The following is a 15,759-nucleotide window of genomic DNA, read 5'->3' as shown; positions in this document are numbered from 1 at the left end:
GAGTTGAATATGTGAAAACTTGACAGAAACCATCTGAAAAGTTAATCGAACCCACCTAGCCACTGTCGTGTTGAGACCCTTTCAACATCGCAGCCAGCCCAAAGGTTTCCAAGATTGCTCCTCCCACATAGGGGCCACACATGGGGCAATGAGACAGGGACAGCACTGGTGCGCGCGCTACGTTCATTGATCATTTCGGCGGGATTGCTCTGCCCGTTTGGCCTATCAGCCGAACCATTTCCGGTTGAAATAACCCATCGCTACGGCACAGCCCACATCCCTGAAGAACCGAAGAATATCGTCTCTCTGAGCTTCATCGGCCATGACTTTTTACTGTCTCTTGGCATCATCCCTCAAGCGCTACGCAAGTGGTACGGCCCGCACCCCTACGGCGTCTGGCCATGGGCACAAGAGGCTCTTGGGGACGGCACCCCCGTTGTGATGTGGGGTGAGATCAATATTGAACAGATCGCCACACTCAAACCTGACCTGATTGTTGGCCAGTGGAGCGGCATGAGTGCAAGCGACTATGCCCTGCTCAGTCAGATTGCCCCCACCATCGCCCCCCAAGAAGACTGGGGAGACTATGGCGCACCCTGGGCGGACATGCTGCGCACCCTCGGCCTTGCCACCGGGCGACAGGAACTGGCCGAAGCGCATATCTCCAGAATTGAGGGACGCTTCGAAGCCATCCGCGAGGCCCATCCAGAATGGCAGGGCGCCAGCGCCGTCGTGGTCTGGTCAGGCAGCACCGGTGCCTACACGCAAGGCGACATCCGCGGTCGCTTCATGGCTGAACTCGGCTTTCAGGAACCTGAAGGCCTTAAGGATATTGGTATCTTTGACAGCCTCTACAAGATTATTCCCGAAGAGGTCACAGCCCCAATTGATGCCGACGCTTTGATCTGGATTGACGCGGGCAACAATGTCGAGCGGCTGAATACACTGCCGCTGCGCCACACCATGCGCGCCTATAAAGAAGGTCGGGAAATCTACCTGGGCCTCGACACAACCGCTGCCATGTCGCACTCCAGCCCGCTCAGTATTGAGTACACGCTGGACGCTTTGGTGCCTCTGCTCGAAGCCGCCATGGACGGCGATCCACACACCGAAGTCGCCACCTCACGCGCAGCGGGCATCCTGCCGGAGATCACGCCATGAGCCTACAGGCCGAAACCAACGTTCTCCCCATGCCCAAGGACATGCGACTGCTTCATTTGCTCATCACGCTGCTTGGCGTCACCTGCCTCGCTGTGCTCGCCCTGCGATTTGGCATGCGTGACCTGACGTGGGCAGATATCGGCGCGGCCTTTGGCGCTTATGACCCGTCGGTCCCGGAACAGATCGTCATTCGGGACATTCGCCTGCCGCGTCTTCTGGCCGCGATTTTGACAGGGGCTGCGCTTGGCGTGGCCGGGGCGCTTATCCAAGGCATGACCCGCAACCCGCTTGCCGATCCGGGGCTCCTTGGCATCAATGCGGGCGCAGGTCTTGGCGTGGTCATTGTGGTCTTTGCCCTACGCTGGTCTGACCCGAGCCAGTTCATCTGGGTGGCCATGCTCGGAAGCGCCATCGGCGCGGTATTGGTGTTCAGCCTTGGCGGCGGCGCACAGGCCAGCCCTGTGCGTCTGCTTTTGGCAGGCGCCGCAATCAGCGCTTTCTTCATTGCAATCACACGGGGCGTCCTGCTCATGAGCCGCCAGAGTTTGGACGTCTATCGCTTCTGGGTTCTGGGCGGTTTGGATGGCATCAGCGTTGCGGACATCACCGCCTTGACGCCCTTCTTCGCAGGAGGGTTTCTGGTGGCCCTTGTCGCGGCATTTCTACTGAACGCGCTTATGCTTGGCGAAGACACCGCCCGCAGCCTCGGCGTCAATGTTGGAGCCGCCAAACTCATCAGCGGCCTTGCCATTGTCTTGCTGGCGGCTTCCACCGTGGCCCTCGCCGGACCCATCGCCTTCATAGGCCTGATGGTCCCCCACATCGCGCGCCCACTGGCACAGCAGAACATGCGCTGGATGGTGGCATTCAGCGCTCTGATGGGCGCTGGCCTCTTGCTGAGCGCGGATCTCATCGGACGCCTTCCCATTCTGGGCGGCAACATGCAGGCGGGCGTCATGGCGGCTTTGATCGGCGGTCCCGCGCTGATTGTGATGGTGCGTAAGGGTGGAGGGCGCCGCCTGTGAATGTAACCCTGCAAACCAAGGCCCTGTCTTTTCAAACCACCCGGCGCGCGGTTGTCGCCTGCCTGCTCCTGCTCACAATAACTTTGGCAGTTGCGTTCCTCTCTTTGAAAGCAGGAGCATATCCGCTGAGTGTGAGCGACCTCTTCCGGGGCCTGATCGGGCACCTTGATGATCTGGAAAACATGATCGTGCGCGAACATCGCCTGCCCCGTATTCTAGTCGCCATTGGCGCAGGGGCGGCTTTCGGCATGGCAGGGGCCATGATGCAGAGCATGCTGCGCAACCCGCTCGCTTCCCCCGATGTCATTGGCTTCACCGCAGGCGCCAATTTTGGCGCACTTCTTTGCGTGCTGATAACAGGTGGCATGGTGGTCATGGGGGCATTGCTTGGCGGCTTGGGTGCCGCCATCCTTGTGACCCTGCTGGCCTGGCAAAATGGGCTGAACACCACACGTTTGATCCTCGTAGGCATCGGCATAAACCTCACCTTGGGCGCGGGGGCTGATCTGCTGCTCAGCTGGACCGACGAACGCATTGCTGCCGATATGGCGCGTTGGCTCACAGGCTCTCTGAATACGCGTTCTTATGACGACGTGGCTCTGATCTGGGGCGGCATCGCGTTGCTGACACCGCTTCTGGCGTGGCTGCAATTCCCCCTCGCGCGGCTGGCCATGAATGACGACACCGTAACAGGTCTCGGCATTGCGCTCACCCCAACCCGGCTTGCCGTTGCTGGCACGTCAGTCGCTCTGGTTGCCCTAAGCGTTAGCGTTGCTGGCCCCCTGCCCTTTGTGGCCTTTGTCGCCGGCCCGATTGCGCGGCGCATCATCCGGGGAGGGCGACCCGCGATTTTCGCAGCCGCCTTGGTTGGCGCAGCCGTCACCCTGATTGCCGATCTGGCTGCCCGCTCTGTTCCTCTCATCCAATTGCCTGCCGGTGTCTTTACCGCCTTGATTGGCGCACCGGTCCTCCTGTGGCTTTTGGTGGTTCAATTCCGCAAAGGAAACTTCTGATGCGCTCCTCCAATCGCTTGCAAGCCAACACTGTCTCCGTTGCTTTTCAAAAGCAGGCCGTGCTGAACGCGCTGTCCCTGTCCCTGCCGGATGGGAAGATGACAGTCATCGTCGGCCCCAACGCCTGCGGCAAATCCACCCTGCTGCGCGCCCTGTCACGTCTGCAAAAACTCGACAGCGGACAGATCGTGCTCGATGGCAAATCCATTTCGTCGCAACGCTCCAAACAGGTTGCGCGAGAGCTTGCTGTGCTCCCGCAATCCCCTGCCGCCCCCGAAGGACTATCCGTGCATGATCTGGTCCGCAGGGGCCGCACCCCACACCAATCTGTACTTCAGCAATGGTCCACAATCGATCAGGCGGCCGTTGCGCGCGCGCTTGAGCTGACCGGCATGACCGCCAATGCCCATCGGGCACTTGAAACCCTCTCTGGAGGACAGCGCCAGCGCGCATGGATCGCCATGGCTTTGGCACAGGACACAGATATTCTGCTGCTGGATGAGCCAACAACCTATCTGGATCTTCCTCATCAGATCGAACTTTTGACGCTGGTGCAAAAGCTCAATCAGGACACCGGTCGCACTGTGGCCATGGTGCTGCATGACATCAACCTGGCCGCGCGCTTTGCCGACCACATCGTCGCTCTCAAAAATGGCACCGTTCACATCCAGGGCTCTCCTGAGGACGTTGTGACCGAAGACATGATGTCCAAGATCTTCAATCTGCCTTCCACCGTGATCAAAGACCCGGTGCACGGGCACCCGCACGTCATTCCGAAGTAAAGGCGCTCTTTATGAACGAGCAAACAAAATTCCCATTTCGCGCGGAGACGCGCCTGATTGGTCTGGCTTTTCCGGCCATCCGCGCATTGCTGGTGCATGAAGCCCAAGAGCACGGTCTGGAGTTGCCAGAAAATAGCGATACCCGTGTCACGATGGAGTCTGAATACGGTCATCTGACATTTGATGCACTGGAAAATGGCGTGCACGCCTGTGTCATGGCGGATCAGACAGACAAGCTTTTCATCCTGAAGGAAAGCCTTGTTGAGAGCATCGAGCACTTTGCCCCTCAATTGGCCGAAAGCCTGACATGGTCCGATGCCGCGCAGCACAAAGGCCACCCGCCAAACTTCCAGCTGGCCACAGTGACCGCAGTTACCCCAATCGGCAAAAGCTTTCTACGCGTGACCCTGTCAGCCCAAGATCTGAGCAGCTACGCACAAAACGCCATTCATTTCCGTATCATTCTGCCCCCAAAGGGGGATCAGGCCCCACAATGGCCGCGTCTCAACGACAAGGGTGTTACGATCTGGCCCAAAGGTGACAAAGCCCTACATCGCCCTGTGTACACCATTCGCAGCGTCGACACCCATCGCAATGAACTGGTGTTTGACGTCTTTGTTCACGAGGGCGGTCGCACCACGGAGTGGGCGCAGAACGTCACAATCGGCACGCAAATTGGCATCACAGGCCCCGGAGGCGGTGGCATACCCGACACCAAGGCGATCACAATCTACGCCGATGAAACGGCCTTTCCCGCCACTGCACGACTGCTGGAAGCACTGCCACATACCGTAGGGGGCCGCGTGGTGCTGCAGGCAGGCACTCAAGACTATCCACTTCCGGATCACCCCAACCTAAAGGTGATTTGGCACAGCCCGTACTCTGACCAGACACTCCCTGATGTCGCCATCGCAGATCGCATCTCTTTTCCAGAGCATATGCTCTGGTTTGCTTCTGAAAAAGAAGATACGCAGAGGATGCGCGCATTCTGCAAAAGCCAGAACATCGACATTAAAAATCACTACATCGCGACATATTGGAGCCGCACATGAAATCGCTCACCCTGATGACCTGCGCCCTTTGTTTGCCGGTCATGGCATTTGCCCAAACCACCGCAGAAACCGCCCCTCTGACAGCGCCAGAAGCACCCGCCTTGGTTGCACCCCAAGTCGAACTGGAAACACCAACTCTGGCCACGCCTGCGGCACCTGAGGCCGAAGATGTCAACACGCCGACGTCCACCTCACCGGCCCTCCAACCTGAGCAACCAGACACAGCAGAAGCAACAGACGCAGGCGTCGTTTCTCCCAGCGCAGAGGCTGTGTCAGACCCGGCCACCGCTTTTGATGAGATCACCGACGCAGAAATCGCGCCGGTCACCACCCAAGAACAGCTTACTGCCATGGCGCAGACTGCGGCCTCTGATGCCCACGCTTTCCTGCGCGACGGCGGCCCAAGCATTTGGGCCATTGCCGCATTGTCCGTCATCACGCTCGCATTGATCCTCTGGAAGATCTGGCAATTGGCCTTGATGGGAGCATGGTCACGCGGCAAGGCAGGCAAGGCCGTGCGCGCCTTTGAGAACGGCGATCTGCAGACCGCCATGCAGACCGTAGAAAAGCGCCGTGGCATCCGCTCCAAGGTGATTACGGCAGCGCTCAGAGCCATGCAGAAATGGGATGAGGAGCGCGCGCGCGAAGATGCCGCGCGGGTGGCCAAAAACCAGCTCGCCGAAGCGCGCATTGGCCTGTCCGCCTTGGAACTGATTGCAACGATTGCCCCTCTTTTGGGTTTGTTGGGAACAGTCTTGGGGATGATTGCCGCCTTCCAGGCTCTGCAATCTGCCGGGTCTAATGCGGATCCGTCCCAGTTGGCAGGCGGTATTTGGGAAGCGCTCTTGACCACTGCTGCCGGCATGGCTGTAGCGATCCCCGCATCGGCGGCCCTGACGTGGTTTGAAAGCGTGATCGATCGTGTTCACCGCGACGTCGAAGATGGCGTTACACGGCTTTTCCTGGCTCAGGAGCCAAAGCCGGCCCTGCATCTCGTCGCTGAGTAAGCGCGATGTTGCTCGCTCCTCCCACGCGCCCTCGGCGCAAACCCAGCCTGACCCCCATGATTGATGTGGTGTTTCTGCTTCTGGTGTTTTTCATGCTGGCTTCTCGCTTTGGCTCTGACGCTATGTTGACGCTCCCTTTGGCAGCCGGAGGCGGTGAATACTCCGGTCCTCCCCGCCTGATTCAAGTGGAACCCGACAGCCTCAAACTCAATGGCATTGTGGTCATCGACATCGCAGCCGCCGTTGCCCCTCTGACAGAGAGCCCAACGGACACGCTCATCCTGCGCGGCGGGCCGGAAACCCCTCTGCAACGCATTGTCGATGTGACACAACAATTGCAATCGGCCGGTTTCACCTCGGTCGTTTTGGTGGAGTGACGCCATGCAGATCGACAAACCCCACAAACGCCCCAAGGGCGAAAGCATCGTTCCGATGATCAATGTGGTGTTTCTGCTTTTGATCTTCTTCTTGATGACGTCCCGCTTGGTGGAGCCAGCGCCATTTAAGGTCACGCCACCAACCGCCGCGTCAGAGAAAAAACCAGAAGCAGAACCGGTGATGTTTCTGGACAAGGACGGAACGCTTTCCTTTGAAGGTGCCGAGGCAGAGGCCGCCATTGCAAACGTCAAGGCCATCAGTGGCACCTCCGCTGTCATCCGCCTTCGCGCCGACCAACGTGTGCCCTCGTCGCTGGCGGCGAAAGTTCTCTCTGACCTCGCGGTTGCAGGCTTGTCCAACGTCGAACTGATCGTGGTGCCACAATGAGGCGCGCCATTGAAATAGGTATCGCTGGCGGCATCGCCGTTCTCGCGCATGTTGTGCTCTTTGCCTCCGCTCCAAGAACAGGTGCTGAGGCCGGGGGACAAGGGGGAGACGCCATGGCCGCCATGCAAGGCGCCACCCCAACCATCACGGAAATGGTGCAAACCTGGGAACGTCCGCCAGAAACTCAGGCCGCTGTAGAAACAGATTTGCCACCACCGGACACGGTGCCAGATCTTCCGGAGACACCACAACTGGACACAGTGGCGCCAAGAGCCGCCGTGCGTATTTCATCACTGCAAGAGCCTCCACCAGAGAGCTTTGAGCTGGCCGCTGACATCACCACGCCGCCTCCACCACCACCCGAAGAAAAAAAGCCGGAGCCTGAAACTCCGCCGCCACCGGTGGTACCGCCAAAGCCCGAAAAAGAGGTCACCCAAGCCAAAGTCGCGCAAAAATCTTCCGCAGGTCGGCAGGAAAAACAAGCCGCAGGCAGTGGTGGGAGCACGCAGGCAGGCGACAACGCAAGCGCCGCAGTCGCCACCGCCTCAAAGGGCAAACAGGCGAAGCTAAAAGCGATCTGGGGCGCAAAAATCCGCAGCAGAATTGCGCGCCATCAAAAGTTTCCGCGCGGCGAAACTGGCACGTGGCGGGTGACGCTGAAGCTGAAAATTCACCGCGATGGCAGAATTCTGAGTGCGAAAATCATACGGTCTTCCGGCAACCCCAACATTGACCGGGCCGCCATCGCAGCTGTGAAGAACGCCCGCAAAATGCCCAAAGCTCCTAAGAAACTCTCAGGAGAAAGCTTTGGCTTCAACCAGCCGCTGAATTTCACACCTTAACGCGCAGACATCCTCCGCTGCGCCTATAAAAACTGTGGCGGCCCCTGAAACCTCACCAAGTGAGATCTCCGAGACCGCCACAGCCGTCAGACAAAAGCGCTAAAATCAGGCACCCATTTCCGGCACAAGCGCGTCAGGCAGATTCTGATAGCACACAGGCCGCAGGAAGCGGCGGATCGAAAGCGTGCCCACAGAGGTGGCGCCGAAGTTGGTGGAGGCCGGGTATGGGCCGCCGTGTACCATAGTGTCTGCCACTTCAACGCCAGTCGGGAACCCATTGGCCAGCAAACGCCCGGCTTTGCGCTCCAGGATCGGCATCAAGCTTTGCGCATCGGCCATATCCGCGTCATCCATATGCAACGTGCAGGTCAACTGCCCCTGCAGGCTCATCGCTACCGCGCGCGCCTCGTCCATGTCCGCGACCTCAACGACCACGCCAAGCGGGCCAAAGACCTCCTCGGCCAGTGCCTCATTGGCCAACCAGTTCTGAGCCGTGGTCTTATAGAGATATGGCGTCGCATCCCGCAGATCACAGACGGAGGTCAGCACTTCCTGCACACCGCTGGTGCCCGCAATGCGGCGCTGCCCATCGCGATAAGCTGCGGCAATGCCATCCGTCAGCATGGTCTGCGCGCCCACTTGGCCAAGCGCCTCCTGCGCAGCTGCAACAAATGCGTCAGCCTCGGCACCCGCTTTCACAATAGCAATGCCCGGATTGGTGCAGAACTGCCCCGCCCCCATGGACAGCGAACCGGCCCAGCCCGCACCAATCTCGGCACCGCGATTGCTCAGGGCGTGATCGAGGATGAACATCGGGTTGACCGACCCCAATTCACCGAAGAACGGAATTGGTTCTGGGCGCTGTGCGCAAAGGTCAAACAACGCACGGCCACCCGCCAGCGAGCCGGTGAAGCCCACAGCTTTGATCAAAGGATGTTGCACCAGCGCGGAGCCAACCGCGCGATTGCCACCTTGGATCAGGCTGAAGACGCCGGGATCAACATTACAGCGCGCAATCGCTGCATGGATCGCTTCTGCGATGATTTCCCCCGTGCCGGGATGCGCAGAGTGACCTTTGACAACAACAGGACAACCCGCCGCCAGCGCGGCAGCCGTATCACCACCGGCGGTGGAGAAGGCCAGCGGGAAGTTGGACGCGCCAAAAACAGCCACAGGGCCAATCGGGCGCTGCACCATTTTCAGATCAGGCCGCGGCAGAGGTGCGCGCTCCGGCAGAGCTTCGTCGTGACGGCGATCCAGATAGTCTCCCTCCAGGATGTGGCTGGCAAACAAGCGCAGCTGCCCAGTGGTGCGGCCCCGTTCACCCTGCAACCGCGCTTCTGGCAGGCCAGTTTCCTGCGTGCCAATCTCCGTAATGGCATCCGCACGGGCTTCAATTTCATCTGCGATCGCATTGAGGAAATCCGCGCGGGCTTCACGAGAAGAATAGCCATAGCTCCAGAAGGCTTTTTCCGCCGCCTGCACAGCCGCATCAACATCCTCCACGCTGCCCGCTGCATACTCATGGCTGGGGCCATGCGCCGGGCTGGATGCGAAGCTTTGTGCACCGGCCACCCAATTGCCGGCGATCAGGTGTTTTCCGTGAGGTTTGAAAGACATAGACTTGGTTCCATTGGTAAGGATCTCAGTTGTGGATATTGTATCCAATTCAGGGGGGCCTGACAAGCATGTCAGATGTCCCATCCGCTCCTTTGGCGCCGGCGCTAAAACATTAATGCCCCGAGCCTAAGCCTCTTCGGCCTTGCGTTGCGCCGCAATCATCTCAAGCAATTCTGACTTGGTACGCGTGATATGATGCACCAGAAGATCACAGGCCCCCTCCACATCACCGGCCCGCGCGAGATTCAACAAATTGCGATGCTCCACCTGTGCCGGTTCGCGTTGCTCCATCACGCTGAGATGGATACGCACATAGCGATCCGAATGCACATTCAACCGCGCCAGCATCTCTTCCGAAAGCCGCCGTCCTGCCGCACTGTAAAGCGCACAATGATAATCATAGTTGAGCTTACCCCAGCGTGACACGTCATCCTCTTGATAGGATTCATCCATCGCCGCAATAATCTCTTCACAGCGCTGAAACTCCGCCTCCCCCATCTCCGGGATGGCATGCCGGAACAAATCCACTTCCAGCAGCACCCTGAGATCAAAGATCTCGCCAATCTCGCGCAGGGAATGCTTCATCACATAGCCGCCGCGATTGTTCTCCCAATGCACAAGCCCTTCCGCACTCAGCCGCTTGAGCGCCTCGCGCACCGGCATGCGAGACACATCGTACTCATCCGCCAAAAGTTCCTGACGAATGGCTTCGCCCTCTTTGAGATCCCCACTGAGAATGCGTTCGCGCAAATCATTGGTGATCAGTTCGGGCAAGCTTTGTTTTACGACGGCGCGTTTGGCTGGCATGCAAGTTTTCGCTTTTGTATTTTGGATGCAATATGCTCGGCTAAAGTGATACACTGATAACATTGGCAAAAAAACCTGAAATCTGGATTGCCGTAACAGACTGGCTTTTGTATCCAATATCCTAAGTGACCAACCCTTTGCAAAACATGACCGGGGATTCCTGATGAGCGCGATGAAACAACTCAAATTGGACGACATAAAAACGCTCTGTCAGGACGTCCTGACATCTGTGGGCTACGGCCCTGAGCACGCCGAAGCCATCACAGACATGCTCTACCGCTGCCAACTTGATGATTGCCAGTCCCACGGCCTTTTCCGTCTGTTTATGTGCGCCCAGACCATGCAGGCCGGACAGATTGACGGCCATGTCCTGCCCACCCTCACAGAAACAGACAATGCCATCGTGCGCGTAGATGCCAAGGGCGGCATGTCTCTTCTCGCTTTCGAAAAGGCCCTGCCCGCGCTGATCGAGAAAACCCGCAAACATGGCATGGCCGCCATGGCGATCAACAACTGCTTCCACTTCTCCGCGCTCTGGCCCGAAGTAGAACACCTCTCGAATGCGGGCCTCGCCGGTCTGGCCATGGTGCCAAGCCACGCATGGGTGGCCCCTGCGGGCGGCAAGCGCGGCAGCCTTGGCACCAATCCAATCGCCTTTTCCTGGCCCCGCATGGGCAAAGATCCGTTTACATTTGATTTCGCCACAAGCGGCTTCGCACGGGGTGAGATAGAACTCTATCGCCGCGCAGGGAAACCACTGCCCGAAGGTGTGGCCATCGACAAAGACGGCAAGCCGACCACCGATGCGCAGGCCGCCATGGATGGCGCCATGCTCACCTTTGGCAGCTACAAAGGCTCTGCCTTGTCGATCATGGTCGAATTGCTTGCCGGCCCGTTGATTGATGATCTGACCAGCATGGAAAGCATGGCCTTCGCCAATGGCGCTGGCGGCGCCCCCTATCACGGGGAAATCCTGCTCGCCTTTGACCCAGAGCATTTCAGCGACGGCCGCATGGCCGACAATGACGCGCGCGCCGAACGCCTGTTTGCGGACATCGTCGATCAGGGCGCGCGCCTGCCCTCGCAACGCCGCTTTGCCGCTCGCGCCCGCAATCTGGAGCGTGGCTATGTCGAGGTGCCAGAGGCGCTGTATGAAGACCTCTTGAAGCTAAAATCCTGATCCCAAAACAAAAACGCCCGGCCAAAAAGCCGGGCGTTTTCTTTATCTGCTCTTTTACTTACGCACCCCATGTGTCGCGCAGACGGTATCCACCGGGCCAGGGATCGGAAGGATCCAGCATATGCTGGTGAATACCCGTGACCCAACCACGCCCGGAAATCTCCGGAATGATCGCTGGCTGATCGCCCACGGTTGTTGTGTCCAAAATGCGCCCGGTGAACCGCGATCCGATGATGGACACAGCCTCAAAGGTTTGCCCCTGCTGCATCTGCCCACGCGCAGCCATCAAGGCCATCCGCGCCGACACCGCCGTGCCCGTTGGCGACCGGTCCACCTTGCCCGGCTGAATGGCCACCGCCGACTTACCGGTCAGCCCAGTTTCTGTCTCACTCAGAGGGCCGCAGAACGCACAGAAGGAAATATGCTTCCAATCCGGGTTTTCAGGATGATGGAACCCAAGCTGTTCATTGGCGGCATTGGTGATCTTCACCCCAAGCTGCGCAATGTCCTTGGCTTCGCTTTCCACAATATCAAACCCCAGCACCTTGGCATCGACCACCACAAAGCTGTCACCGCCATAGGCCGTGTCCACCGTGATTTTACCCAGCCCTTCCACATCCAGAGACATATCAAGCTGCCCTGCAAAACTGGGAAGGTTCTGCACAAAAATGCGCTCTGCCTTGCCATCCTTGCATTCGGCACGCACCCGCACCAGACCGCCCGGCGCTTCCAGAGTCATATGGGTGACAGGCTCCTGCATCGGGATCAGCCCGCCGTCCAAAAGCACTGTGGACACACAGATCGAGTTAGACCCGGACATGGGTGGCGTATCCTCCGGCTCCATAATGATCCATGCGGCATCCGCCTCAGGATGCTTTGGTGGCACAAGCAGGTTCACATGCCGGAACACCCCGCCGCGCGGCTCATTCAGTACAAAGTTGCGCAAAGTCTGATCTTCGGCAATGAGCCGGCGCTGCTCCCACAGCGTCTCCCCCGGAGGCGGCATCACGCCCCCTACGATCACATCGCCAACCTCTCCCTCTGCATGAGCGGAAATCACGTGGATTGTCTTGCTGCTGCGCATGCTGCGTCCTCTAGTTCCTTGGTGGTTTGCGCTTAAAACCGCGTCGCGGCAAAAGCGGACATGTCAATTTTCGCGGGGCTGTCACTCAACAGATCAGCCACAAGCTCTGCCGTCCCCGCCGACTGGGTCAGCCCCAGATGCCCATGCCCAAAGGCATAGACCACCTGCGGTGCCTGTGGCGCACGATCAATCACCGGCAAGCTGTCTGGCAAGGACGGACGGAAGCCCATCCACTGCGTGCCGCCAGAGGTCTCAAGCGCAGGCGCAAATTGTTTCGCCTTCGCCAAAAGCGTATCCGCCCGCTTATAATTCGGGGCCAGTTCCAGACCGCCAAGCTCCACCGCGCCGCCAACACGCACGCCGCCATTGATCCGCGTCATCACAAACCCATGCCCGCCAAAGGTCACATGGGTGCGCAGATCAAAGGCCCCTTCCGGAAGAGTCGTATTGTAGCCACGCTCCGTTTCCAGCGGGATCTTATCGCCAAGCTGCGCTGCCAGTTTGTGAGACCAGGCCCCGGCACAGATCACAAGCGTTCCCGCCATGATCTCCCCCGCCGCAGTGCTCAGGCGCAGCCGACCATCCAGCGGCGTGACCTGCGTGATGTCAGCTCGTTGAATTTTGCCGCCCCCCGCCTCAAACTCGGCCGCCAGATGGCGTGTCCACGCCGCCGGATCCACGGTATTCATCCACGTCGGCGTATAGCCTGCATGGGTAAACTGACGGCTCAGGCCCGGTTGAATCTCCGCAATCTCCTCAGGACTCTTGAGCAGATCATAGGGAATGCCATGGTCTTTGCGCAGTTGCCATGACGGCAGGCTCGCCCGAAACTCAGCCTCAGATTCATAGAGCATGATCTGACCATCACGCTGCATCATCGGCTCACCATCTACCGCCGCAATCTGCCGCTCCAGCGCCGCGCGGCTAAAATCCATCATGGCGGACTGCGCCGACAGTGACGCCATATAACGGTCTTTCCAGCTCGCCCTCCAGAACCGCAGCATCCAGGGCGCAATCTTCAGCGCATAGCTTGGCGGGATCGACAGCGGCCCCAAAGGATCAAACAGCCATTTGGGCGCCTTGCGCATAATGCCCGGCGTGGCCAGCGGCACGATGTCGGTATAGGCAAACGCGCCCGCATTACCCCTGGAGGTTTCTTCAGCCACCCCCACGCGGTCAATCACGGTGACAGAGCGCCCACGGCTCTGCAATTCCAGCGCCGTACTGACGCCCACAATCCCCGCACCAATGACCACAATGTCCAAAACGTCCGACATCTCATCCCCCTGAAGGTCGCTCCCTCGTGCCAAAAGAGGGTCGCTTACATAAAATCAGGCGCATTGCGCCTTATCGCTGCATCGCAACAATAAGGCGAAACGCTTTAGTAAATACCCAGCTTGAAAGGGTCTTCTGCCCCAAAGATCAACTGACCTTCGGCCATGACATACGCCTGCCCAGTGATGGTCGGGATCACGCCCCCACGCGGGCCGGGTTGGTAAGACAAGCGATAGGGGCTGCCAATGACGCTTTCCTGAACGATCTCTTCGCCCGGGGCCAGTCGCCCCGCCGCCGCCAGACAGGCCAGCCGCGCCGAACTGCCGGTGCCGCAGGGCGACCGATCATATTCATCATCCGGACAGAGCACAAAGTTGCGGCTGTGGACATCGGCATTGGGCGATGTGCCCTGAAAGATCACATGATCCACAAGCTCCCCATTTTCGCCACACACCCCCTGCGCCACACAGGCCTCACGCACCGCGATGGTCATATCCGTCAACGCACGGATATTGGCACTGTCCACCGCCATCGGGCTGGGATCCACGATGAAGAACCAGTTGCCACCATAGGCAAGGTCGCCCGTCACAGAGCCATAGCCTGCCACATCCACAGTGACATCGGCCCTGATACGGCGGCTTTCCACATTGGTGACACGCACCGTATTGGCATCCAGCACATCAATGGAGATCACGCCAACCGGCGTTTCAATCCGATGGGTGCCCACGCCGATCCGCCCCATATGGGCCAGCGTCACACCCAAGCCAATGGTGCCATGACCACACATGCCAAGCACCGCATCGGCATCAAAATAGATCACACCCACTTCACAGGTCGGATCCTGTGGCGCAACAAGCAGCGCCCCCACCATCCCCGGTTGGCCACGCGGCTCCAGAAGAATGGATTTGTAAAAGCCTTCATGATCCGTCGCCAAAGCACGCGCCTGATCGGCCAACGGCCCAGACCCAAGGTCCGGACCGCCATCAAGGATCACCCGTGTGGGCATCCCACCTGTGTGACTGTCAATCACATGCATTCAGCGATCACTCCGCCCTGCTTGCTCCAGTCCGCAAACCAGTTGCGGAACAGGCTGTACTGTTGTTCGCAATAGTTGCGCTGCGCATCAGACAAAACATCGGTTTCGTTGAAGTGCAGACGGTATTCTTCCTCACCATTCAGAACGAGAAGATACTTGTAGTAGAGCACCAGATCGGTGCCTTCGTCAAAGCTTGAAAGCACACCAAAGGCTTCTTCCAGCTCCTGTGCACGCTTCCGCGCTTCCGCATGGCCCTGCGCGGCTTTCTGCGACAGCGCCGCCAACAGAAGCGCTTCTTTTGGCAGGGCCGTACCGATGCCCGTGATAGAGCCGGTCGCGCCACAGTTTACGAAACCATGGTACACTTCCGTATCCACACCCACCATCAGGGTCACCTGATCGTCCTGGCTTGTGATGTGCTCCGCCGCATAGCGCAGATCGTCTTTGCCGCCAAATTCTTTGAAGCCAACAAGGTTCTTATGCTCCGCACGCAGCGCAAAGAACAATTCCGCGCGGGTGGCAAAACCGTAAACCGGGCTGTTGTAGATGATCGCAGGCACATCTGGTGCCGCTTCCAGAATGGCTTTGAAGTGGTTCTTCTGCGCCGCAATGGACGTGCCGCGAGACAACACGCGCGGGATCACCATGAGACCCGCCGCACCCACTTTCTGCGCATGCGCCGCATGAGCCGCTGCCGATTTGGAGTTGATCGCGCCCGTGCCGACCACGACCGGAATACCTGCCTCCACCAGACGCGCCACGCCGGTCATGCGCTCTTCGTCAGACAGCAGAGGCCAGTCGCCCATCGAGCCACAATACACCACTGCAGACATGCCCGCGGCGATCATTTCATGCCCCTTCTTCACCAGCGCATCATAGTCTGGCGTACGGTCTTCCCTACAAGGGGTCATCAGGGCTGGCATCGTGCCCGCGAAAATGGTGTTCGACATGGGAACTCCTGTCTAAAGGGGGCACATGGCCCTGAACATGATCGGATAAGGAGGAGAGCCCTCCGAGGGTGACCTCTAAAAAACCGCGCAAAACTTTACACTTAGAGCAGAGGGCACCCTACTTCTCCTTTCAAGTACAATAATTGGATCCAAAATCCAA

Annotated in this window: 16 protein-coding genes; 10 read left to right on the top strand and 6 right to left on the bottom strand. The window is 58.9% G+C overall.

From position 1 onward, the window contains the following. Positions 1–168 precede the first annotated feature (168 nt). From J7382_RS04065 to J7382_RS04025, 9 genes are read left to right on the top strand one after another with little or no spacing between them, the layout of a single operon-like run. Positions 169–1,161: an ABC transporter substrate-binding protein gene (locus tag J7382_RS04065; RefSeq protein ID WP_348539999.1), complete on the top strand. Its 993-nt coding sequence runs from the start codon at positions 169–171 to the stop codon at positions 1,159–1,161. Beyond that, positions 1,158–2,186, top strand: a complete 1,029-nt coding sequence (locus J7382_RS04060; protein ID WP_209067345.1) for an iron ABC transporter permease — start codon at positions 1,158–1,160, stop codon at positions 2,184–2,186. Before J7382_RS04065 ends, J7382_RS04060 begins: the two co-directional genes overlap by 4 nt. Further along, the gene (locus J7382_RS04055; protein WP_209067343.1) at positions 2,183–3,199 is read left to right on the top strand and encodes an iron chelate uptake ABC transporter family permease subunit; all 1,017 of its coding nucleotides are present in this window, start codon (positions 2,183–2,185) and stop codon (positions 3,197–3,199) included. The genes J7382_RS04060 and J7382_RS04055 overlap by 4 nt, the downstream gene beginning before the upstream one ends. Then, a complete protein-coding gene (locus tag J7382_RS04050) occupies positions 3,199–3,981 on the top strand; it encodes an ABC transporter ATP-binding protein (protein WP_209067341.1) in 783 nt (260 codons plus the stop codon). Before J7382_RS04055 ends, J7382_RS04050 begins: the two co-directional genes overlap by 1 nt. Before the next feature lie 11 nt (positions 3,982–3,992). Then, positions 3,993–5,033 (top strand): siderophore-interacting protein, encoded by a 1,041-nt coding sequence (locus tag J7382_RS04045; RefSeq protein WP_209067339.1) that lies wholly within the window; start codon positions 3,993–3,995, stop codon positions 5,031–5,033. Continuing rightward, a complete protein-coding gene (locus J7382_RS04040) occupies positions 5,030–6,040 on the top strand; it encodes a MotA/TolQ/ExbB proton channel family protein (protein ID WP_209067338.1) in 1,011 nt (336 codons plus the stop codon). Before J7382_RS04045 ends, J7382_RS04040 begins: the two co-directional genes overlap by 4 nt. Positions 6,041–6,045: 5 nt before the next feature. Beyond that, a complete protein-coding gene (locus J7382_RS04035) occupies positions 6,046–6,417 on the top strand; it encodes a biopolymer transporter ExbD (protein ID WP_058238248.1) in 372 nt (123 codons plus the stop codon). Between the two features lie 4 nt (positions 6,418–6,421). Beyond that, complete coding sequence (locus tag J7382_RS04030; protein ID WP_209067337.1) at positions 6,422–6,805, top strand: biopolymer transporter ExbD; 384 nt, start codon at positions 6,422–6,424, stop codon at positions 6,803–6,805. Next, entirely contained in the window at positions 6,802–7,647 is an 846-nt protein-coding gene (locus J7382_RS04025; RefSeq protein WP_209067336.1) for an energy transducer TonB, read from the top strand. The genes J7382_RS04030 and J7382_RS04025 overlap by 4 nt, the downstream gene beginning before the upstream one ends. Positions 7,648–7,752: 105 nt before the next feature. On the opposite strand, the gene J7382_RS04020 is transcribed toward J7382_RS04025, so the two are convergent. Together J7382_RS04020 and J7382_RS04015 are read right to left on the bottom strand one after the other, a co-directional pair. After that, positions 7,753–9,267, bottom strand: a complete 1,515-nt coding sequence (locus J7382_RS04020; protein WP_209067335.1) for an aldehyde dehydrogenase (NADP(+)) — start codon at positions 9,265–9,267, stop codon at positions 7,753–7,755. A 126-nt stretch (positions 9,268–9,393) separates the two neighbouring features. Continuing rightward, positions 9,394–10,074: a GntR family transcriptional regulator gene (locus J7382_RS04015; RefSeq protein WP_209067334.1), complete on the bottom strand. Its 681-nt coding sequence runs from the start codon at positions 10,072–10,074 to the stop codon at positions 9,394–9,396. A 163-nt stretch (positions 10,075–10,237) separates the two neighbouring features. On the opposite strand from J7382_RS04015, the gene J7382_RS04010 reads away from it, so the two are divergent. Beyond that, positions 10,238–11,254, top strand: coding sequence for an Ldh family oxidoreductase (locus J7382_RS04010; RefSeq protein ID WP_209067333.1), 1,017 nt, complete (start codon positions 10,238–10,240; stop codon positions 11,252–11,254). 58 nt (positions 11,255–11,312) lie between these two features. Here the strand turns inward: J7382_RS04010 and J7382_RS04005 are convergent, their stop codons facing one another. The 4 genes from J7382_RS04005 to J7382_RS03990 all read right to left on the bottom strand — a co-directional run bounded on the left by J7382_RS04005 (position 11,313) and on the right by J7382_RS03990 (position 15,599). Further along, positions 11,313–12,338, bottom strand: coding sequence for a proline racemase family protein (locus tag J7382_RS04005; protein WP_209067331.1), 1,026 nt, complete (start codon positions 12,336–12,338; stop codon positions 11,313–11,315). A 32-nt stretch (positions 12,339–12,370) separates the two neighbouring features. Continuing rightward, positions 12,371–13,615 carry an FAD-dependent oxidoreductase gene (locus J7382_RS04000; protein WP_209067329.1) on the bottom strand — a complete coding sequence of 415 codons (1,245 nt, stop codon included), beginning with the start codon at positions 13,613–13,615 and terminating at the stop codon, positions 12,371–12,373. A 104-nt stretch (positions 13,616–13,719) separates the two neighbouring features. Next, a complete protein-coding gene (locus tag J7382_RS03995; RefSeq protein ID WP_209067326.1) occupies positions 13,720–14,649 on the bottom strand; it encodes a proline racemase family protein in 930 nt (309 codons plus the stop codon). After that, positions 14,640–15,599 (bottom strand): dihydrodipicolinate synthase family protein, encoded by a 960-nt coding sequence (locus tag J7382_RS03990; protein WP_209067323.1) that lies wholly within the window; start codon positions 15,597–15,599, stop codon positions 14,640–14,642. Before J7382_RS03990 ends, J7382_RS03995 begins: the two co-directional genes overlap by 10 nt. Between the last annotated feature and the right edge of the window lie 160 nt (positions 15,600–15,759).

It is taken from the genome of Shimia sp. R11_0 (assembly GCF_017744035.1).
Lineage (GTDB): Bacteria > Pseudomonadota > Alphaproteobacteria > Rhodobacterales > Rhodobacteraceae > Shimia > Shimia marina.
Note: the sequence above shows the minus strand (reverse complement) of the source record. Positions and strands in the feature narration are given on the sequence as shown.